At 67.6% G+C, this 21,096-nt stretch carries 9 protein-coding genes; 6 read left to right on the top strand and 3 right to left on the bottom strand.

All coding sequences use genetic code 11. The annotated features are described in order from the left end of the window. Window positions 1-18 precede the first annotated feature (18 nt). Window positions 19-9,090 carry a non-ribosomal peptide synthetase gene (locus tag SLUN_RS01195; protein ID WP_159100124.1) on the bottom strand — a complete coding sequence of 3,024 codons (9,072 nt, stop codon included), beginning with the start codon at window positions 9,088-9,090 and terminating at the stop codon, window positions 19-21. A 1,025-nt stretch (window positions 9,091-10,115) separates the two neighbouring features. Between SLUN_RS01195 and SLUN_RS01200 the strand changes: the two genes are divergently transcribed. Then, window positions 10,116-11,315 carry a hypothetical protein gene (locus tag SLUN_RS01200; RefSeq protein ID WP_108146766.1) on the top strand — a complete coding sequence of 400 codons (1,200 nt, stop codon included), beginning with the start codon at window positions 10,116-10,118 and terminating at the stop codon, window positions 11,313-11,315. A gap of 948 nt (window positions 11,316-12,263) precedes the next feature. On the opposite strand, the gene SLUN_RS01210 is transcribed toward SLUN_RS01200, so the two are convergent. Next, complete coding sequence (locus tag SLUN_RS01210) at window positions 12,264-14,690, bottom strand: ABC transporter permease (protein WP_108146768.1); 2,427 nt, start codon at window positions 14,688-14,690, stop codon at window positions 12,264-12,266. Beyond that, on the bottom strand, window positions 14,687-15,439 hold the full coding sequence (locus SLUN_RS01215; protein WP_108146769.1) for an ABC transporter ATP-binding protein: 753 nt from the start codon (window positions 15,437-15,439) through the stop codon (window positions 14,687-14,689). The genes SLUN_RS01210 and SLUN_RS01215 overlap by 4 nt, the downstream gene beginning before the upstream one ends. Before the next feature lie 266 nt (window positions 15,440-15,705). Here SLUN_RS01215 and SLUN_RS01220 point away from each other — a divergent pair, with 266 nt between their 5' ends. The 5 genes from SLUN_RS01220 to SLUN_RS01240 all read left to right on the top strand — a co-directional run bounded on the left by SLUN_RS01220 (window position 15,706) and on the right by SLUN_RS01240 (window position 20,985). Then, window positions 15,706-16,284 carry a TetR/AcrR family transcriptional regulator gene (locus tag SLUN_RS01220; protein WP_108146770.1) on the top strand — a complete coding sequence of 193 codons (579 nt, stop codon included), beginning with the start codon at window positions 15,706-15,708 and terminating at the stop codon, window positions 16,282-16,284. 238 nt (window positions 16,285-16,522) lie between these two features. Then, window positions 16,523-17,050, top strand: a complete 528-nt coding sequence (locus SLUN_RS01225; RefSeq protein WP_217503704.1) for a helix-turn-helix domain-containing protein — start codon at window positions 16,523-16,525, stop codon at window positions 17,048-17,050. Between the two features lie 255 nt (window positions 17,051-17,305). Further along, the gene (locus tag SLUN_RS01230; protein WP_108146771.1) at window positions 17,306-17,755 is read left to right on the top strand and encodes a hypothetical protein; all 450 of its coding nucleotides are present in this window, start codon (window positions 17,306-17,308) and stop codon (window positions 17,753-17,755) included. Window positions 17,756-18,694: 939 nt separating this feature from the next. Continuing rightward, on the top strand, window positions 18,695-20,431 hold the full coding sequence (locus SLUN_RS01235) for a hypothetical protein (RefSeq protein WP_108146772.1): 1,737 nt from the start codon (window positions 18,695-18,697) through the stop codon (window positions 20,429-20,431). Further along, window positions 20,428-20,985 carry a hypothetical protein gene (locus tag SLUN_RS01240; RefSeq protein ID WP_217625798.1) on the top strand — a complete coding sequence of 186 codons (558 nt, stop codon included), beginning with the start codon at window positions 20,428-20,430 and terminating at the stop codon, window positions 20,983-20,985. Before SLUN_RS01235 ends, SLUN_RS01240 begins: the two co-directional genes overlap by 4 nt. The last annotated feature ends 111 nt before the right edge of the window (window positions 20,986-21,096 follow it).

Raw genomic sequence — 21,096 nt, forward strand, 5'->3', positions numbered from 1 at the left:
GAATTCTCCCTTACCTGATCAGAGTGAAGTCGTGTCGGAAGCGGTGGACTCTTCGAGCGCAAGCAGCTCAAGGACGTGCGTGCTGATTTCCGCGACGCTTGGGGTGAGGAAGAACTTCTTGAGGCTGACTTCCAGACCGGTCAGCAAATCGATCTGGTTGATCACCCGGGTTGCGAGGAGCGAGTGCCCGCCGAGGTGGAAGAAGTTGTCGTGGACGCCGATCCGGTCGAGGCCGAGGACCTCGCTCCAGATGCCGGCGATGATCTGCTCCACCTCTGTACGGGGAGCGACGTAGTCCCCGTCCACATCGGGGCGGTCGCCCTCCGGCTCCGGCAGCGCGCGGCGGTCCACCTTTCCGCTCGGGGTCAGGGGGAGTGTGTCGAGGAAGACGAACCAGTTGGGGATCATGTAGTCGGGCAAGCTGGTGCGCAGTCGGGCCCGCAGGTCGGCGACGGTCAGTTCGCGGCCGGCGGCCGGAACGCAGTAGCCGACCAGACGCTTGTCGCCGGGAGTGTCCTCACGGACGATCACGGTGGCCGCGGCGACGTCCTCGTGGGTGGAGAGGGCGGCCTCGATCTCGCCGAGTTCGATCCGCAGACCGCGGAGCTTGACCTGCTGGTCGATACGGCCCAGGAACTCCAGGTTCCCCTCGGGCAGCCAGCGCACAAGGTCACCGGTGCGGTACACGCGGGCGTCCGGGTCGTCGGAGAACGGGTGCGGTACGAAGCGCTCCTCGGTCAGCTCGGGCCGGTTCCAGTAGCCGCGGGCCACGCCCTCACCACCGATCCACAGCTCCCCCGGCACACCCATCGGAGCCAGACCACCGAACCGATCCATCACGAACACCTCGGTATTCGCGATCGGCGACCCGATCAAGATGACGTTGCGCGGCCTGGTGATCAGGCTCGACGTCGCGGTGATCGTCGTCTCGGTCGGACCGTAGGTGTTGTAGATCGGTACGGAGGTGTGCTGGAACCATTGCTCCACTGCGGCGGCGGGTACCTGCTCACCACCCAGCACAAGGAGCCGGAAGTCGCGGGTGAGCGTCCGCGCGTTGCCGAGGTGCGGGATGACCTGTTCCCACAGGGCGGGGGTCAACTCGCCGATGGTCACGCCCCCGGAGTTGATCGTGTTGATGATGGAGGCGGGGCTCCAGCCCTCCGTGCCGCGCATGACCAGCCGTGCACCGGAGATCAGGGTGGGGAAGATCTGCTCTGCCGCTGCATCGAAGGTCACCGAGGCGAACTGGAGGACGCGATCGGTATCCGTAATCCCGTACCGGCTACGCATTTCCTGCAGCCTGTTGCTCATCGACCTGTGTTGGATCATGACGCCCTTGGGGGTGCCGGTGGATCCGGAGGTGTAGATGATGTAGGCGAGGTTGTCGGGGCCGGCCTGGGGCGTCGGGTTGGTGTCGCGCTGGGTGGCGATCGTCTCCCAGTCGGTGTCGATCAGCAGCTGGGCAGCACTACCGGGGAGCCGGTCGGCAAGGTGGGCCTGGGTAATGACGAGCGGGGCCCGGGTGTCGCTGAGCATGAACTCCAGACGGGCCGCCGGATAGTCCGGGTCCAGCGGAACGTACGCGGCGCCCGCCTTCATGACACCCAGCAGAGCCACGATCATGTCGGGACCGCGGTCCACACACACCGTGACCAGATCCTCGACACCGATACCGCGGTCGATCAGGTGATGCGCCAGGTGATTCGCCCGAGCATTCAGCTCGGCGTAATTGAGCTGCGTGCCTTCGCAGAGGATCGCGATGGCCTCCGGTGTGCGGGCGACCTGCTGCTCGAACAGCTCGTGGATGGTGATGTCGTCCTGGTACGGGACAGTGGTGTCGTTGAAGGTGACCAGCAGCCGCTCCCGCTCCGGCACGCTGAGAAGGTCGAGCTCACCGACCGGCCGCGCCGGGTCGGCGACGACCGCGCCGAGGAGGTTGGTGTAGTGGCCAGCCAGCCTTTCCACCGTCGCCCGGTCGAAGAGCTCCGACGCGTACACGATCTCTCCGGCGAAGCCGCCGTCAGCACCTGGTGTGAGCGTCAGGGAGAGGTCGAACTTGGCCGCCTCCGAGATCACCGTTTCGTCTGAGATCCAGCGCGCGCCGTTGGTGACGAAGTCCGCGGTGCCCAGGGTGCTTTCACGCAGCTCGAACATGACCTGGAAGAGGGCGTTGCGCGACAGGTCGCGTTCAGGGGCGAAGTCTTCCACTATCCGCTCGAAGGGAAGGTCCTGATGGGCGTAGGCGCCCAGCGCGGTCTCCCGCACCTGACCCAGAAGGGCGTCAAAGGACGGATTCGACGCCAGGTCGGCACGCATGACGAGGGTGTTGACGAAGAACCCGACGAGATTCTCGATCTCGGCCCGGTTCCGTCCTGCGATCGGCGTGCCCACCGCGATGTCGTCCTGGCGGGACCAGCGCGACAGCAGGGCCTGGAAGCCGGCCAGCCCGGCCATGAACAGCGAGGCGCCGTGCACGGAGGCGAGCTTGCGCAGTCCTTCCGCAGTGTCGGCGGGCACGGTGAAGGTGAAAGCGTCACCATCACTGGAGCGCACGAGCGGGCGGGGACGGTCGGTGGGCAGTTCAAGGGGTTCGATGCCGACCAAGTTCTGACGCCAGTAGCCGAGCTGGCGCTCCTCCCTCTCGGGAGTCATCCACTCGCGCTGCCAGAGCGCGAAGTCACCGTACTGAACTGCCAGTTCATCGAGAGCCGCCGGTCGGTTCTCGATGGCGGCGGTGTAGAACTCGCGCAGTTCGTCCGTGAGTACGGACACCGACCAGCCGTCCGCCACGATGTGGTGGATGGTGAGCAGCAGCAGGTGATGCTCACGAGCAAGGCGGACGACCGTGGCGCGCAGCAGGCGGCCACTGGTCAGATCGAAGGCCTCACCCGCCTTCGCGTCCAGGACTCCCCGCGCGGCCGCTTCCCGCTCCGCCGAATCTGCCACACCGGCCAGATCCACGACCTCAGTCGCCACCCGCCACGGCTCGTCGACGATCTGGACCGGCTCACCGTCAGAGCCCGTCACGAACCGGGTCCGCAGCACCTCATGCCGAGCCACCAGACCCGAGAACGCTGCCTCCAGTGCAGCCAGATCCAGGGGGCCTTCCACTTCGAACCCGAGCGGGATCACGTACTCCGCGCTCCCCGGCTCCAACTGCTCCAGGAACCACAGCCGGCGCTGAGCGAACGACAGCGGCACCACGGCCCCGTCGCGGCGAGGAAGCACGGGAAGTTCATCGGCCGCGGGCTTCCCCGCCGCGACGGCCTCGCCCATCTGCGCGATGGTCGGGGAGATGAACATGTCCCTGACGGTCAGCTCGACGTTCAGCTTCTTGGCCACGCGCAAGATCGCCTGCACCGCGTACAGGGAGTGCCCGCCGAGGTGGAAGAAGTTGTCGTGGACGCCGATCCGGTCGAGGCCGAGGACCTCGCTCCAGATGCCGGCGATGATCCGCTCGGTCTCGTTGCGCGGGGCGACATAGTCGGCGTCGGCCCCCGGGCGCGAGCCGTCGGGCTGCGGCAGTGCGCGGCGGTCCACCTTGCCGTTCGGCGTCAGCGGCAGGGCGTCCAGGAAGACGAACCACGCCGGGACCATGTAGGCGGGCAGGCTCTCCCGCAGCCGGGCCCGCAGGTCGGCGATGCTCAGTTCGCGGCCGGCGGCCGGGACGCAGTAGCCGACCAGGCGCTTGTCACCCGGGGTGTCCTCGCGGACGATCACGGTGACGTTCGCGACGTCCTCGTGTGCGGCAAGACCTGCTTCTATCTCGCCGAGCTCGATACGCAGGCCGCGCAGCTTCACCTGCCGGTCGATGCGGCCGAGGAAGTCAATGTTTCCGTCCGGCAGCCACCGCACCAGGTCCCCCGTCCGATAGACCCGGGCATCGGGGTCCTGTGAGAACGGGTGCGGTACGAAGCACGCTTCAGTGAGGTCGGGCTGGTTCCAATAGCCGCGGGCCACACCGGGCCCGCCGATCCAGAGCTCGCCAGGGACACCCACCGGCGCCAGACCGCCGAACCGGTCCATCACCAGGGCCTGCACGTTCGCGATCGGCCGACCGGCTACGTTTCCGTCGGTGATCCTGTGATGCCGGTGGAAGACGGCGGTCATGGTGGTTTCGGTGGGGCCGTAGTGGTTGATGACCTCCTTCGCCGATGCGTGCACACGCGCCTGCTCACTTGCCAGCAGCGTGGGGCTTTCACCACTGAGGAGCACTGTGTCGAGGCTGAGGTCGATCTCGTATTCAGCGGCGGTCTGGACGAGCGCGAGATAGGCGCTGGGTACGCAGCTGAAGATCTTCCGTACGGCAGTGGACTCGGCGACCTCCAGATAGGTCTTGGGGTCACCCATGGAGCCGGTCGGCATGATCCTGAGCAGAGCGCCGGACGCGAGGCCGCCGAAGATCTCTCGGACGGACGCGTCGTAGGAAATGGAGACCGTCTGGAGCAGCTGCCCCGGGTTCTGACCGCTGAAAACCGTGCCGGTCAGGAAGCGCAGGTAGTTCACCACGCCCTGGTGTTGGATCATGACACCCTTGGGGGTGCCGGTGGATCCGGAGGTGTAGATGATGTAGGCGAGGTTGTCGGGGCCGGACTGGGGCGTCGGGTTGGTGTCGGGCTGGGTGGCGACGGTCACCCAGTCGGTGTCGATCAGCAGCTGGGCTGCGGTCTCGGGGAGCCGGTCGGCCAGGTGGGCCTGGGTGATGACGAGGGGGGCCCGGGTGTCATTGAGCATGAACTCCAGACGGGCCGCCGGATAGTCCGGGTCCAGCGGAACGTACGCGGCGCCCGCCTTCATGACACCCAGCAGAGCCACGATCATGTCGGGACCACGGTCCACACACACCGTGACCAGATCCTCGGCACCGATACCGCGGCCCATCAGGTGATGCGCCAGCTGATTCGCCCGAGCATTCAGCTCCGCATACGACAGATCCACATCACCGAACACCACCGCCGGGGCGTCCGGAGTCCGCACGACCTGCTCCTCCACGAGAGCCTGAATCGTCATCCCCTCCTGGTAGGGGACGGTGGTGTCGTTGAAGCCGACCAGCAGCTCTTCCCGTTCCTGCTCGCTGAGGAGGTCGAGCTCACCGACCGGTCGGGCCGGGTCGGCGATGGCCGCACCCAGGAGGTTGGCGTAGTGGCCGGCCAGACGCTGCACCGTGGTCCGGTCGAAGAGCTCAGTGGAGTAGACGATCTCGGCTTCGAGGGAACCGTCGGACTGCTCGGTCAGGAACAGGGTCAGATCGAACTTCGAAGCGTGGGTGGCGACCTCGATGGTGTCGAGGGTGAGGCCCGGCAGGGTCCAGGTACCGTCGGGGACGTTCTGCAGAGCAAACATGACCTGGAACAGAGCGTTGCGGGACAGGTCCCGCTCGGGGGCGAGGTCTTCGACGATCCGCTCGAAGGGCAGATCCTGATGGGCGTACGCACCCAGCGCGGTCTCCCGTACCTGACCCAGCAATGCCTCGAACGACGGGTTCGATGCCAGGTCGGAACGCATGACCAGGGTGTTCACGAAGAACCCGACCAGGTCTTCGACCTCGGCCCGGTTACGGCCCGCGATCGGCGTACCGACCGCGATGTCGTCCTGACGCGACCACCGCGACAGCACCGCCTGGAAGCCGGCCAGACCCGCCATGAACAGCGAGGCGCTCTGCTGAGAAGCCAGTTTCCGCAGCCCCTCCGCCGTCGTGGTGGGGATGGTGAAGATGACCGCGTCGCCGGCACCGGAACGCACGGACGGACGGGGACGGTCGGCCGGCAGCTCCAGCGCCTCCACACCGGCGAGGTTCTGGCGCCAGTAGTCAAGCTGACGCTCCTCGCTGTCGGGAGTCAGCCACTGGCGCTGCCAGAGCGCGAAGTCACCGTACTGGACCACCAGACTCGGCAGATCGGCCTCACGGTTCTCGATCGCCGCGGCGTACAACTCCCGCAGTTCATCAGCGAGCACCGACACCGACCACCCGTCCGCCACGATGTGGTGGATCGCCACCATCAGCAGGTGCCGCCGCTCCTCGAGACGGACCACCGCGGTCCGCAGCAGTCGACCACTGGTCAGGTCGAAGGCTTCGCCGGCCTTCACATCGAGCACTTCGCGGGCAGCCGCTTCGCGCTCCACCGGGTCCGCCACACGGGCCAGATCCGCGATCTCAGCCTTCACCTGCCACGGCCCGTCGACGATCTGGACCGGCTCACCGTCGGCGCCCGTCACGAACCGGGTCCGCAGCACTTCGTGCCGAGCCACCAGACCCGAGAACGCCGTCTCCAGCGCGGCCAGGTCCAGAGCGCCCTTCACCTCGAACCCGAACGGGATCACATATTCCGCGCTCCCAGGCTCCAACTGGTCCAGGAACCACAACCGCTGCTGGGCAAACGACAGCGGAAGCACAGTGGAGCAGTCGTTGCGGGGAACCAGAGGCATGACAGCACCGCTCTCGCCGGAGGCGAGAACTTCGGCGAGCAGGGCAATGGTCGGGGCGTTGAACATGTCTCGTACGGTCAGCTCGCCGTTCAGCTTCCTGGCCACCCGAGAGACCATCTGCACTGCGTGCAGGGAATGTCCGCCGAGGTGGAAGAAGTCGTCGTGGACACCGACCTGGTCGAGGCCGAGTACTTCCCTCCAGATGTCGGCGATGATCCGCTCGGTCTCGTTGCGCGGGGCGACGTACTCGCCGTCTGATCCCTGGCAGGCACCGTCGGGCTCGGGGAGCGCGCGGCGGTCCACCTTGCCGTTCGGGGTCAGCGGCAGAGCGTCCAGGAAAACGAACCAGCTGGGGACCATGTAGTCGGGCAAACTCTCCCGCAGCCGGGATCGCAGCCCGGCAGCGGTCAGCTCGCGGCCAGCGGCCGGGACGCAGTAGCCGACCAGGTACTTGTCGCCAGGGGTGCCCTCACGGACCACGACGGTGACATTGGCGACATCCTCGTGAGCGGCGAGGGCCGCTTCTATCTCGCCGAGTTCGATCCGCAGACCGCGGAGCTTGACCTGCTGGTCGATACGGCCCAGGAACTCGATGTCTCCATCCGGCAGCCACCGCACCAGGTCACCTGTCCGGTACGCCTTCTCAGCCGGATTGCCGGCGAACGGATGCGGTACGAAGCGCTCTGCGGTCAGTTCGGGACGATTCCAGTAGCCGCAGGCCACGCCGGGCCCGCCGACCCACAGCTCGCCGGGAACGCCCACAGGTGCCAGACCGCCGAACCGGTCCATGACCAACGCCTCGGTGTTCGCGATCGGCTTGCCGATCGGCATCGAGGTGATCTGCGGCCCGTCAGGGTCCACGACGTAGCAAGTGGCGAACACCGTCGCCTCAGTGGGCCCGTAGCCGTTGACGAGGTTCTTCGGGGCGAACGGCCCGGCCAGCAGTGCGTCAGCGACCGAACGCTCCACGGCGTCACCGCCGTACATCACGGTCTTCATCCCGGCGACGAGGTCCGGGCACTCCGAAACATGGTGGTTGAACAGCGGAGCCGTCAGCCACATCGTCGAGACGTTGTAGTCACGAAGGGTGGATGCCAGGAGCGGGGTGTCGACCAGCGCTTCCTTCGTCACGATGGCCAGCGTGGCGCCGGCCGTGAGGGCTCCCCAGCACTCGAAGGTGAACACGTCGAAGCAGAAGTTGCAGGTCTGGGCGACGACGTCGGTGGCGGTGATGTCGGCGAACCAGTTGTTGTCGATCAGGCGGCAGATCGCCTGATGCTGCACCATCACACCCTTGGGGGTGCCGGTGGAACCGGAGGTGTAGATGATGTACGCCAGATCCTGCGGTCCGGACTGGGGCGCCGGATTGGTGCCGGGCTGCGTCGCGACCGTTGCCCAGTCGGCGTCGATCAGCAGCTGGGCTGCGGTCTCGGGGAGCCGGTCGGCCAGGTGGGCCTGGGTGATGACAAGGGGGGCCCGGGTGTCGTTGAGCATGAACTCCAGACGCGCCGCCGGGTAGTCCGGGTCCAGCGGCACATACGCGGCACCGGCCTTCATGACTCCAAGAAGGGCCACGATCATGTCGGGACCGCGGTCCACACACACCGTGACCAGATCCTCGGCCTTGATGCCTCGGTCGATCAGATGATGCGCCAGCTGATTCGCCCGAGCATTCAGCTCGCCGTACGACAGCTCCGATACCCCGAACACCACCGCCGGCGCATCCGGAGTCCGCTCGACCTGCTCCTCCACCAGAGCCTGAACCGTTGTGTTGTCCACATACGGGACGGTGGTGTCGTTGAAGGTGACCAGCAGCTGTTCCCTCTCCTGAACACCGAGAAGGTCGAGCTCACCGACCGGCCGCGCCGGCTCGGCGACAGCCGCACTCAGGAGGTTGGCGTAGTGGCCGGCCAGGCGCTCCACCGTCGCCCGGTCGAACAGCTCCGACGCATACACGATCTCACCGGCGAACCCGTCGTCAGCACCCTGCGTCAGCGTCAGCGACAAATCGCAGCTGTCGGCCCCCAGGAGCCGAACCCCGTCCACTGCACCCAGCGTGCCCTCATGCAGCTCGAACATCACCTGGAAGAGCGCGTTGCGCGACAGGTCACGCGCCGGGGCCAGGTCCTCGACGATCCGCTCGAACGGAAGATCCTGGTGGGCGTACGCGCTCAGCGCTGTCTCCCGCACCTGGCCCAGGAGCGTGTCAAAGGACGGATTCGACGACAAGTCGGAACGCATGACGAGGGTGTTAACGAACTCCTCGCCGGACCGGGTGACGACGGGGGTGCCGACCGCGATGTCGTCCTGACGCGACCACCGCGACAGCACCGCCTGCAAACCAGCCAGGCCCGCCATGAACAGCGATGCCCTGTGCATGGAGGCCAGTGTCCGCAGCCCTTCAGCCGTCACTGCGGGAACCGTGAAGCTGATGGCATCACTGGCGCCGGGATGTGCAATGGGGCGAGGGCGGTCTGTCGGGAATTCAAGTGGCTCCACACCGGCCAGGGCATGTCGCCAAAAGGCCAACTGATGGGCACTGGTATCAGCTGAAACAAATTCCATAGACAGCGTCATGTCATCACCAATTCGGATTAAAAGCGCCAACGCGACGGGCGCCGAGGATTGAGAGAAGACGCCGAGCGGGCATGCCAAAGAAGCCACTCGGTGAATTAAGGGACTACTACCGTCGGTGCGCGCGAGGACTCTGCCCACCGGAGATACACAAGGTCAGGGCTGCTGCCTACAGCCTTCTCGCCGCCATTTCACATCTGTCGGTCGAGCCGGACAGTCGTGCTGGATTCAGTGTTGCGCCGCCGCATCGAAGTGCTTGCGAGTCACACCTGCCTCCACCCCTGCCGTTGCCGCTCATCGACAGGCAGACATCAGACTTGAGAAGTCGACCCTGCCTGGTTATCTCCGGTGAACTGCCCCGGTGATCACAGTGTTTCCTTCCCCCAGGACAGGCGAAAGATCTGACGGGTGGACGGAAACTGCACTGTCATGAACCGTCCTGAGCAGCCCAGCCTGCTCACGTAGCCGCAGCTCGGGAGCGACTTTGCTGCCCGTCGGCTGAGCGCGGTCCGCGACACCACAGTCGGGGAGTAGGCCCCGCCGAGGAAACCTCACCCCTTGCGGCGGTTCCCGTCGTAGCCTCAGCGGCGAAGCCGCACCCAGTCAGTGCGGCCGATCCGGGGTGAGCGTGGCGGTAGTCGACGGCCACGTCGACGTCGCGCGCGCCGCGGGCGTAGGAGCCGAACACATACACCGCGTCGACCAAGTCCAGCGGCCAACTGCCGCCCTCGTCCAGACGCTGGAGCATTTCGCTGACCATGGCCGTAGCCCGTTCCCGCTTCACCGCTGCCCCTCCCCCGGGTCCTTCACGTAGTACGGGGAGCGTACGGCGGCGGCCGTGAACCCGGGGCGTCGCTGCCCCGGGCGTCACCCGTGCGAGAACAGCGGGCAGCTGTGCCACGGCTGTTGGCGTTCTGGATGCGGTCTTATGGGGTGTTACGGACGCGCGGTGTCGCTACGATTGACGTGGCAGAAGCGCCTGCCCGCCTCCGTGCCCCGACGCCCACGTCGCCGGGGTGATCCGGACAAGGTTCCCCGAATCGCGCCTGGTGCAGCCGTGCCGCTCTGTGACTCGACGCGGCGTGTGACGTGGGCGTACGCCGAGAGGAACAGGGATGACGCGCAACCGCGCCCGCAAGAATGACGTACGGGCCGTCGCACCGCCGGGTGAATACGCCCGCACCGAACGAATCATGAAGGCCGAACAGCAGCGGCCGGTGCTCACCGCCGACGTGCACCAGAGGATGCTTGCCGCCTTCCGGGCCGCCGGCTGGCCCGCCACAGGCGAAACGCGGCCGTGGGACGGAGTGTGGCACTCCAAGGTCGGGCCGGCCTCGGGAACGATTCTGCGCCCCGGCTACCAGCCCGGCCGTACCGGTTCCCGCGACCCGGATGATCCGGACGAGGCAGATCTGCAGGACGTGCCCGAGGTCAGCTTCTGCACAGGTAGCCAGACCCGGCCGGTGTCTGTGACGGTTCCTGGGACTGAGGAACCTGCCGCCATGGTCCAGCGACTGGGCGCGGCACTCGCCGACGGGAGGGCGCGCGAGATTGCCTTGCTCGTCAACGACAGCGCGTGCGCGATCTGTGGCGACCCTTATCCAGCACGCCATCTGCTGAGGACACCCGTGGCGGAACAGATGCGCGTGTGTCCGGCCTGCGTCTTCGACGGCGAACTGCTGACAACCGGGTCCCCCGTCGGGCTCGCCCTGGAATTCGACCTGCTCGCCTACAAGGATCTGGCCGTTCCCGCCGGGTGGGCCGCCGTCATGGCGCTGCTTGCCATCGCGGGCGGCCCGCGGTTTGGTGATGTGCTGGACGAAGCCTTTCAACGGGCAGTGTGGGTGCCCGCGGCGCACTGGAGCGATCCGGGGAAGCTGTGGATCTGGCTGCCGCCGCACTCCCGCCCGCTGGCTCTGGCCGGGCTCGGCCCCGGAGCGAGTCTGGCCGCGGTCGTCGAGGCCGTCGACCGTGCGCACCCCGGCCTGCAGGACCTGTACCGCACCGTAGTCCGCGAAGAGCTCCTCGAGGAGGGCGAGAAGGCGGAGGATTACCTGGTCCCCCAGCTGTGGCCGGCCGTCATCGCCTACGCCGTCGCCTTCGGAACCCAAGCTCTGGAGCGGCCGGCCGACCGGGCGCCCTGGCATGTCCTGGAATCCTTCGAACAAGGCGCCCTCGGCGGACACTTCGCCGCCATGCGCAGCGCGCTCGACCCGGATGCCGGCCCGGGAGTCATCTACACCCTCGGCCTCGGCGCACTCGTGGTTGCCAAGGTTCTCGGACTCTTCCGGGATGGTGACTCTTCCACCAAATGATCCCGGTGAGCCCGATCCGGTGCGCGCCGTGCATCGGTGCGCGCCCGGGCGTCGGGCTGATATCTACGAGGTGGCTGACGCTATGGCAGCTGCGGGTCCTCGCTGGGAGCGTGGCGTTTTCGCTCCGACCCGGCCGGCGCTGCGGGCCGGGTGGCACCGGGGAGTAGTCGTCAATAGCTGTGGATGCGGTTGCCTCCTGTGGGGATCATGCGGCTGGGTTGCTGCCCTGGATGATCTGCCAGCCGGAGGTGAGATCGCCTGATCTGAGGTGGCCTGTGCCCGAGCCGCGGAGCGTCACCAGTGCCGTGTGGACCCGCCTCGGTACTGGCAGGCTCGCGTATTTAACTGTCGCCAGTTCTCCGTGGGGTCCAGCCTCTGGTGACCGTGTGTGGTCGCTGGGGGCGTATCGGCTTCAGGTCTCTCCGGGACTCGCCGGCGATCTTGGTCGTGGTGACGTGGTGATACCGAGGGCGTCGGCATCACCAGGACGCGCTGGCGACCGGCCGCAGCCCGCCCGGCCGGTCGTGGGGAGTACGCCCGCCGCACTGGAGCGTTGGACGAGATGGTTCTGTCGCAGTCGCCGGAGGAGAACCGCTGCACCCGGCGGCGCAGGTCGTCCAGGACGCCGAGACGCCATGTGAAGTGGTGCACGCAGGCGAGTGCGTCCGTATCGGGCTTGTGCCCGGGGGCTGGAGCTACGACAGGTCCTACGGGATGTCGCAGCAGCTTGTGACACTCCCCGCGGGCGATGGCACTCGCGGACAACCACCCGAGCCCGGCCCGGCGCCCTCCGGGCCGGGCCGGGCAGTGCCGCTACGAGCCTATGGTGCCTACCCGTGCGGGTTGAGCGAGTCGAGTACGGGGAGCCCGTTGATGCTCACGTGGATGATGAACATGATGGCGGCCAGGGCGAGCACGATAAGAAGGATCTTCTTCACAGCGGTCCTTTCAGACTGCGGACAGGGCTTCACGGACGGTCAGCCGGCCGGCGCGCCACGCCGCAGCCATGGTGGCCGCGGCTGCCCCGACCAGGACGAGGGTCAGCCACAGCAACACGGCCGGGCCTGACAGGTTGAAGGGCAGGGGCAGATGGAAGGCCTGATCGCCGACGAAGTCGCCGAGCACCCGCGTCAGTGGTAGCGCGACGACGACGGCGATGGCCACGCTCATCGCCGCGACCAGCACGCCCTCACTGACGACGATCCGGCGTACCGCGCCCGGCGTGGCCCCGACGGCGCTGAGCACGGCGAACTCCCGGGTCCGCTCGACAACGCTGGTGCTCATGCTGGAGCCGAGGCCGAGCAAACCCACCACGCCCATGGCGGCGGCCAGGGCGAGCAGGATGGCGATGAGCACGGCCACATGCCCGTCCAGCGCTGTCTCCAGCTGGTCAACAGGCACGGCCGAGGCGACATTCACCCCTTCCGTCGCGAGCGTGCGTTCGATCTGGGTCAGCGCGGCCCGGCGGGCGTCGTCGTCGTGACCCTCGGTGGCGACCCGGATCAGCGAGGCCTGTCCGGGCACCGGGACGGCCCGTTCCATGCCGTCCGGCGTGACGTACGCCGTGCCGTGGGTGCCGAAGTTGGAGACCAGCCCCACCACGCGCCAGGTGGAGGGCCGGTCGGCGACGGTGAGTGAGACCTCGTCACCGACCTCGATGTCCTGGTATATCGGGACGAGCTGGTTGAGCACGACCGCGTCGGTGTCATCCGGCCGCAGCCACCGTCCTTCGATGACGGGCAGGGTGAGCATGGGGCTGTCCGGCGGGGCGGCCGTGATGCTGAAGCTGCCATGCCCGCCGTCGGGGTAGGTGTGGCTGACGTCGAGGCCGTCCGTGCCGGTCATCGCGGTCTTCCACGAGGCGACCGCCTCCACATCGGCGACGCCGGGCAGTGGGCGCAGCAGTCCGTCGAGCGTGGCGGCGGATACCGGCTCGTTGAGCTTGACCTCCAGGTCGTAGTGGCGGTTGGCCTGCCCCTCGTTGACCAGTGCGGTCCATGCGCCGGCCGTATTCAGGCCGGTGATGAAGAGACCGCCGCCGACGGCGAGCAGGGTGAGGTTGAGCGCGAACCGCCCCTTGCGCCGCATTGTGTTGCGCGATGCCATCACCAGCGACCGGTCGATGCCGCGCTGCGACCCCAGCCATGCCGTGAACCGGGTGCCCCGTACGGAGCCGTCCCCCGTCCCGGTGCCGTGGTCGTCGATGGCCTGCCGCACGGTGACGCGGCTGCCCCGTACCAGCGGCACGAGTGCGACGAGCAGCGGGACGCCGAGGCCTGCGAGTAGCTGGACGGTGAAGACCCAGGCGGGGACCGCGACGCTGACCAGGTCGATGTTGAGGAGTTCCGCAATGACCCCGGCGAGGTAGCGCCCGGTCAGCAGGCTCGGCACGATCGACAGGGCGGTGGCGGCCGCTGCGATGAGCAGGGCCATGAGCAGATACAGCTGCAGGATCTGGCGGGTACGCGCACCGACCGCCTTCATCATCCCGATCTGGCGTATCTGCTGGGCGAGGAGCCCTCCAAGCATCGTCGCCACCAGGATGGCGCTGAGCACGACCGAAAGCCCGGCGAAGACGAGCAGCAGAGTGGTGACGGACTCCATCTGCGACTGGTGCGGATGGCGGTAGGGCGGCGGCACCTCGATCGCGGTGACGCGCAGGCCGCGTTCGGCGAGTACGGCACCGGCCCGCCCGGCGGCCTGTTCGATCTCCTCGGCGCTGCGCGTCGGGTGAGCGGCGTCCGGGCCGACCACGAGCTTCAGCTCGTCGAGCGCGACGTTCTCCCCCAGGCGCTGCAGCGCCGCCTCGGTGAGGTATCCATAACCGACGGTCTCCTGCTCCGAGGGAGCCAGGCTCGGGTCGTGCACCGACCCGGTCACGGTGACGCGCTGGGGCTTGCCGTTCGGGGTCTGCACCTCCAGGCTGCCTCCGTTGGCCACGCCGAAGTAACTCAGGGAGCTGCGTTCGAGCAGCATCTCGGCGGCCGGCGTGGGCCAGTCCCCCTGTTCGACGGTGAAGCTGCTGATGCGCATCGGGTCGTCGGGCGCGACGACCCAGAGCATGAACTGCTCCCAGCGGCCGTCGACGCGGACCCTGGCCTTCACCGAGCCGCGCACGGTCGCGTCGGCGATGTCGGGCTGGTCCAGGACGTCGGCGACGGCTGCCGCGTCGGGCTTGCCCGACAGGTGCAGGGTCGCCGACGCCGGGTGGGTGCCCAGGTAGTTGCGGTCGATCTCCCGCAACACGATGGTGCGGGCGCCCAGGACGGCGCCGACCGCGGTGAGGCTGACCGCGATGGCGAGGATCATCATGGCGGTACGGGTACGGGCGTTCCACAGGTCCCGCGCGACCTTGCGCCAGCGTAGCCGGGTCATGCCGTCACCCCGGCGGCACTCGCACCGGCGCCCGCGACCCGGCCGTCGGCCAGCGTGATCTCGCGGCTGATGTACCGGCTGACGTCGCGTTCGTGGGTGACCATCACGATGGTCCGGCCCTCGGCGGTGAGGTCGGTGAACAACTGCAGCATCGCGTCGCCGGTTTGCGAGTCGAGATTGCCGGTCGGTTCGTCGGCCAGCAGGATCGGCGGGTCGTTGGCGAGCGCCCGGGCGATGGCGGCCCGCTGCTGCTGGCCGCCGGAGAGAGCAGAGGGCAGTTTGTCGGCCTGCTCGGCGATGCCCATGCGCTCCAGCAGGGCGAGTGCGCGCCCGCGCCGCTCCCCGGCGGGGAACGTGCGGCAGAAGTCCATGGGGATCATCACGTTCTCGGCGACCGTGAGAGTCGGCAGCAACTGGAAGAACTGGAAGACCAGGCCTACCGTCCGCCCGCGCCAGGCCGCGAGCTCGGCCTCGCGCAGCGCGTGGACGGCCGTGCCGGCGACGCTGATCTCCCCGGAGGTCGGCCGATCGATGCCGGCGAGGAGGTTGAGCAGCGTGGTCTTCCCGCTGCCCGACCGCCCGACAATGGCGACGAACTCGCCGGCCTCGATGTCCAAGTCGACGCCCGCGAGTGCGGTGAAGGCACCCGAGGAGAGGTTGTATTCCTTGACGATGCCGCGCACCCGGATTGCCTGGGTGCCGGGATCGACACCCCCGGTGCCGGACGCGGGCAACGTTGTGTCGCGCATGTGGTGGTACCTCCAGAAGAAGCGGCGGCGAGGGCCGAGAAGCTGTGCCCGTGCCCCGAACCGGCCGGCTGCGAACGGCATTTCTATGTGAGGCGAGCCGAAGCCTGGCCCCGTACCGTTTCCGAACGATAGGTTTGAAACCGAACAAGGTGTTCGGCTCCTACGTAATCGCGAGTTGCCAGGGCAGGGCAACCGTCAAAGCGAGCCGAGCTGTTCGAAACGAAACAGCCGGCAGCGAAATGTTCGGTCAGAGACGGGAAACGCACATGGCAACGGGTCCGGACAGGCGGGTACGCAAGACCAGGCAGGCGCTGCACTTCGCGCTGGTGCAGCTCATGATGGAGAAGGGGTATGAGTCCGTCACGGTGCGGGACATCATCGAGCGGGCCGATGTCGGCCGCACCACGTTCTACGCCCACTTCACCGACAAGGAGGACCTGCTCCGCCACGGCGTCGAGACCTTGCAGGACGAGCTGCGCGAGGCGGGTACCGCCCGGCCCGCCGGCACCGGCCGGTTCTTCGCCTTCAGCCTGCCCCTGCTGGAGCACGCCTACGATAACCGCCACCTCAGCCCGCTCCTGGTGGGGCGGCGGGGTGGCCCGCTGTTGCGGCGGTGGTTCGACGAGATGGTCGCCGACCTCGCCCGCGAGGAGCTGTCCCGGCGGCTGCCGGCGCGGCATCCGACCCGGGTACCGCTCGCCACGGTCGTGCCGTTCGTCGCCGGCGGGTTCGCGTCGCTGCTGACCTGGTGGATTGATGACGGCCTGCAGTACCGGCCGACAGAGCTCGACGAGATGTTCCACGCGGTGGCCGTGCCCGGGGTGAGGGACGCCCTCAACCTATGACGGCGAGCGTCGAAATGAAGTCCAGGCCCGTTGTCGCCCCAGGATCGGCCGCACCGCCCGGTGGGACAGCAGGTTCGCTGGGCGCCTGCTTCCCGGCAGACCAGAATCATGTAACCCGGGCTTGGTACTTACTGGCGGGGCTCTCCTATATGTCCTGCGCCAGTAGTTGATCGTTAGTTGTGGTGTGACTTCTGCTGCTGGTGCGTCAGTTCCTCGTCGAGGCCCGAAGCTGGAACCGATGCTGCTGTCCGCTGATGAGCGGGCGATGTTGGAGCGGTGGACGCGTCGGGCCACATCGGCCCAGTCCCTGGCTCTGCGCGCACGCATTGTGCTGGCGTGCGCGGGGCCGGAGGTGCCACCGATCGTCGCTGTCGCCCGGGACCTGCGGGTGAGTGCCGACACGGTCCGCAAATGGCGGCGGCGGTTCCTCGCCGACCGCCTGGACGGCCTCGTGGATGAGCCCCGGCCGGGCCGGCCGCCCACCATCGGCGTCGATGAGGTGGAAGCGGTCGTGGTCACGACGCTGGAGCAGCTTCCCAAGAACGCTACCCACTGGTCGCGCAAATCGATGGCCGAGCACAGTGGTCTGTCGAAGTCGACCGTGGGCCGGATCTGGCGGAAGTTCCAGCTCAAGCCGCATCTGACTCTCCGTGACTCGCATCAGATGCGAGAAAACCGCATCCTATGCGAACCCTCAGAGAACCCGCAGGTCAGCCCCTCGGGTGAGTGGCGTCAAGGTCCTGCCGGCCGCTATCGTCACCGGTAACGCAGGCGCACAACTCCACGGGATCGCGGCGCGGTTGACACCCCCACGCAGGCCGGTTCGCATACCGTCGCGAATTCGCGTCTGATGCAATTGGCGGCGGTTGGACCATCCGTACAGCCGTTGGCGTTAAGCACTTGATCTTGGTCGTCTAGCACGTCAGGCGGACGATCGGGGGTCTTGGGGTGAACCTGGGCGGCTGGCTGCTGTGGGCGGTTAGTGTCGCTGGGTCTGTTGTCGTACGAGAGGGACCGCGCGATGCCCGAGCGGATTTGGCACCCCATCAGCAAGATGGAGTTCTTCGTCGAGCACACCCGGCGGTGGCTGGTCGATGTGCGGGAGAACGCCGAGGCGTTGGAAGAGGCCCGGACCAAGCCGCATGTCTTGGCGGACACCGATGTTGCGCGGATCAAGCGGGTCTACACCGAGCAGGCCGGTGACCTGACTCTGTTCGAGGAGCAGGCGGAGGCGTGGGGCCAGCTCCCGGACCTCAGCCCGTCGCGGCGCCAGAAGCTAACGGCCCTGAACGAGCAGATGGCCGAGCTGCGGGAGCTGAACAAGAAGGTGCTGGAGCTCGCCGACGAGCTGGCCAAGGGCACCATCGACACGGTGATGGCCGCCTCGGACGAGGAGCTGGGCCTGGCGGCGCTTGCTCGGCCAGAGGCCGGGCGCGTAGAGGGACCTGCTCCTCGGGCGCCGTACCACTGAACTGGACCCGCGTGGAATTGTCCTTCGTGGTGCGTGGATCCGCGGCAAGCTCGATCTCAACGGCGTCCAAGCTCGGGTTGGTCTGAGGCTTCATGCGTGTCGATTCGAGGAGTCAATCACTCTCCCTGGCCCCATCTCCATGGCTCTTCCCCGGCGGCGCTGTCACGGCTCGCCGCCCAGTACGGCGCGATCCAGCACCTACGGCAGACCGTGACGGGGCCAGACCAGCCCTCCACACCGCCCGCCCCGCTGCGGGTCGTCCCCCGCGACCAAACCGGCGTGATCGGGTCCTGCAGCTGACCAGCGGCATTGACGTGATCGTCAAAGCCGATGTTGAGTCGACGGAAGGCGTCGATGCTGCGGAAGCCATCTCGCCCGGTGCCGAGACGACGTTGAGGCGGAGAGTCAGCGGTGAGTCGGCAATCTCTTCGCGCAGTTCAGGAACGAAGGCTCCGCGGCCTTGTGCGCGACTCGGCTACTCATAGTTACGGCGCGTGATCATCTTCCACTGCCTGAACCCCATCTGAAACGGCGCTCTTGACGATGTCCTCTCGCGATACGAAGGAAATCTGACGCCTCAACGTGAAGTTCAAGTTGGGTTTCGGGAGGCAATGAGGACCTGCCGAAGCGTCCTCCCTTGTGGAGCCTGCTCATGTCTACGATCGCCTCCATCGACCTAGTCCCACTCCGGTATTTTGGAATTGTCAAGAAGGCGTTGACGACCCCGTCATCTACATCCTTTCTGCCGCGCTCAACTTTTATCCCCGCTCGCCGGAGGAATTCGTTAAGAAGAATCGCTCGGCGCGCCATAACTCGGAGGTCGACGCTCGATCCTGGCGGCGGGTTGACTCCGACTACGTCGACGTAGCCCGATGACGTCGGTCCAGGGCCATCGGGCGGTGAAGCGGAGCCAGCGGCGGCGGCCGGCAGCTATTCGCCTTGACCCGCGTGTGGGCATACGCGCCGCACCTGCTGCCCGAGGACCGGCTGGTGATGCCGCCGTGGGAAGATCCGGGCGCGGCCATCATCGACTTCCTCGGGGACGACTTCAGCCGGGACAGGGGCGAGAACCGGGAGGTCGTCATCCACCCGGCCACCATGTCCCCGCTCCTGGTCTGGGCGCTGCGCCTGGTCCTCGACCTCGCGCGGGACATCATCGACGCCCACTGGGCCTGGCGCCGACTCAAGGTGAACATCCGGCCCAGCAACGCCGGATCGGCGGACGGGCTGACGCTCGTCCGCGCCCACCTGCAGCACCTGAAGGCGAGCGGCGGGACGCTCCCGGCGTACATCGGCAGCACGGGCCAGCGCCTGGGGAACCACTGGCGGGCCAGCGCGGCAGGCGAGCGGCCGCTGATCAATATCTCCTTCCTCGCCGGGCAGTTAGGCGTGACCCGCCACCACGTCGAGATGGGCCTGCTCGAGCTGGGCCCGGACCTCGGCGGCCTGCCCGTCGCCGATGGGGCGGCACTCCCGGTCGACGTGACCGGCCGGATCGACGGCGAGGTCTGGGCGAAGGCCATCGCCTTCACCGAGGCCCAGTCGCTCGCGGGCCATCTGATGGTGGCCGCGCTGCTGACCATCGGCTACTTGTCAGGGATGCGTCCCGAGGAAGTCCTCCATCTCGAACGCGGCTGTTCCAACCAGGAGGTGCGCGAGGACGGAACCGTCCGGTACCGCATTACAGGCCGGCACTTCAAGGGCGTCACTGATGAAGACGGCAATACCCTGCCCGGAGGCGAGATCCGCCCCGAGCCCTGGACGGTCATCGAACTCGTCGACCGCGCCGTGAAGGTCCTGGAGCAACTCCACGACGACCGCCTGCTGTTCCCCCGGTCGATGACTGTCCGCACCCTCGCGCCCGCCCCGGCCGAGATTCGCGCCGAGGGGCTGAACCCGAACCGTTTCATCGGACGCATCAAGTCCTTCATCGACTGGGCGAACGCGACCGCCACCCGGCTCGCCCGCCCGCACGAGCTGATCCCGGCCGATCCTCACGGACCGATCACCCTGCGCCGACTGCGCCGCACCGTGGCCTGGTTCATCTACCGCCGTCCCGGCGGCCGCATCGCCCTCGGCCTGCAGTACGGACATGTCGGAAGCTCCCTGGCCGAATCGTACGGCGGGCGCACCAAGGCCGACATGCTGGAGATCCTCGACTTCGAGAAGACCCTGGCCCGGGCGGACGCGCTGGCGGAAGCCAGCGACCGGCTATCCGCTGGAGAAGGCATCAGCGGGCCGGCCACCGACCGCTACATCGCCGCCGCGGCCGAGTTCACCGCCCGTTATGCGGGCGGATTCGCCACCAAGGGCCAGATGAAGGCGCTGCGGAACAACCCCCGGCTGCAGATCTTCGAGGACCCCGAGGCTCTACTGACCTGCAACCTCGATCCCTACAAGGCGCTGTGCGATCCCAACCTGGCCAAGGGCACGAAGCCGTCCATGCACACCCCGAACTGGAACCGCTGCAACCCCGCCTGCGCGAACATCTCCCGCACCGACACCCACATCCAGCGGGCCCGCGAGCAGCTCGCCCAGATCGACACCGACTGCGACGACCCACACCTGCCCCACCCGATACGGCGCCGGCTCGAGCTCTGCCGCGCTAGCACAGAGAAGATCATTCAGGTGCATGAGGCCGCAGCAGGGCGGACGGCCGGCAAGGACAGCACATGACGACAGTCCAGGACGACTCCCCGGCCGCCGGCGAGCAGGCCGACGGCACGGAAGCACCCGCGGCGCCGGCCGCTGCGGGTATCGCCGAGACGGTTGGCCGTGTACTCGCGATGGCCGCCGCGGCGGCGAGTCCGTCGCGCCCCGGCGATACTGCTGAGGTTGAGGCGATCACCGACGCGATGATCCGTCTGCTGGTGGGCACTCCGCTGCGCTCGGACGGCCAGCTGACGATCAAGTCCCTTGCCCAGGAGGCGGGCCTCAAGCGCAATAAGCTCACCCACAAGCACACCGGCCTGAAGGACCTGTTCTACGCCCTGGTGCGGATGCAGGATACGCGGCCGAAGGTCGCCGACGACCTGAAGCGGACCAACGACGAACTACAGAAGAAGGTCACCCGCCTGCGCGCCGAGCGCGACCGGCTACGCACGGACGTCCAGCAGCTGGTGCGGGTCGTACACGTCCTGGAGGTGGGGAACCAGCAACTGCGCGAGGCAGCTGGCAGCCACGGCGTCGTTCGAGTTCTGCCCGTCCAGCACCGGCCCTTGGATCGCTAACCCAGGGTCGGACGCTGCTGGCGGTGGAGCTCGGTGATCTGCAGCAGGTCGCGCCGGTTCAGCGGGCTTTGCTCGCCCCGGGCGCTCTGGGGCGGCATCTGGGCTCTGCCG

Source organism: Streptomyces lunaelactis (assembly GCF_003054555.1).
Lineage (GTDB): Bacteria > Actinomycetota > Actinomycetes > Streptomycetales > Streptomycetaceae > Streptomyces > Streptomyces lunaelactis.

What these genes read in the sequence shown, in the direction of transcription:
- SLUN_RS01200 (WP_108146766.1), top strand. Translation starts at nt 10,116, where the DNA reads ATGACGCGCAACCGCGCCCGCAAGAATGACGTACGGGCCGTCGCACCG.
- SLUN_RS01210 (WP_108146768.1), bottom strand. Translation starts at nt 14,690, where the DNA reads ATGACCCGGCTACGCTGGCGCAAGGTCGCGCGGGACCTGTGGAACGCC.
- SLUN_RS01215 (WP_108146769.1), bottom strand. Translation starts at nt 15,439, where the DNA reads ATGCGCGACACAACGTTGCCCGCGTCCGGCACCGGGGGTGTCGATCCC.
- SLUN_RS01220 (WP_108146770.1), top strand. Translation starts at nt 15,706, where the DNA reads ATGGCAACGGGTCCGGACAGGCGGGTACGCAAGACCAGGCAGGCGCTG.
- SLUN_RS01225 (WP_217503704.1), top strand. Translation starts at nt 16,523, where the DNA reads ATGCTGCTGTCCGCTGATGAGCGGGCGATGTTGGAGCGGTGGACGCGT.
- SLUN_RS01230 (WP_108146771.1), top strand. Translation starts at nt 17,306, where the DNA reads ATGCCCGAGCGGATTTGGCACCCCATCAGCAAGATGGAGTTCTTCGTC.
- SLUN_RS01240 (WP_217625798.1), top strand. Translation starts at nt 20,428, where the DNA reads ATGACGACAGTCCAGGACGACTCCCCGGCCGCCGGCGAGCAGGCCGAC.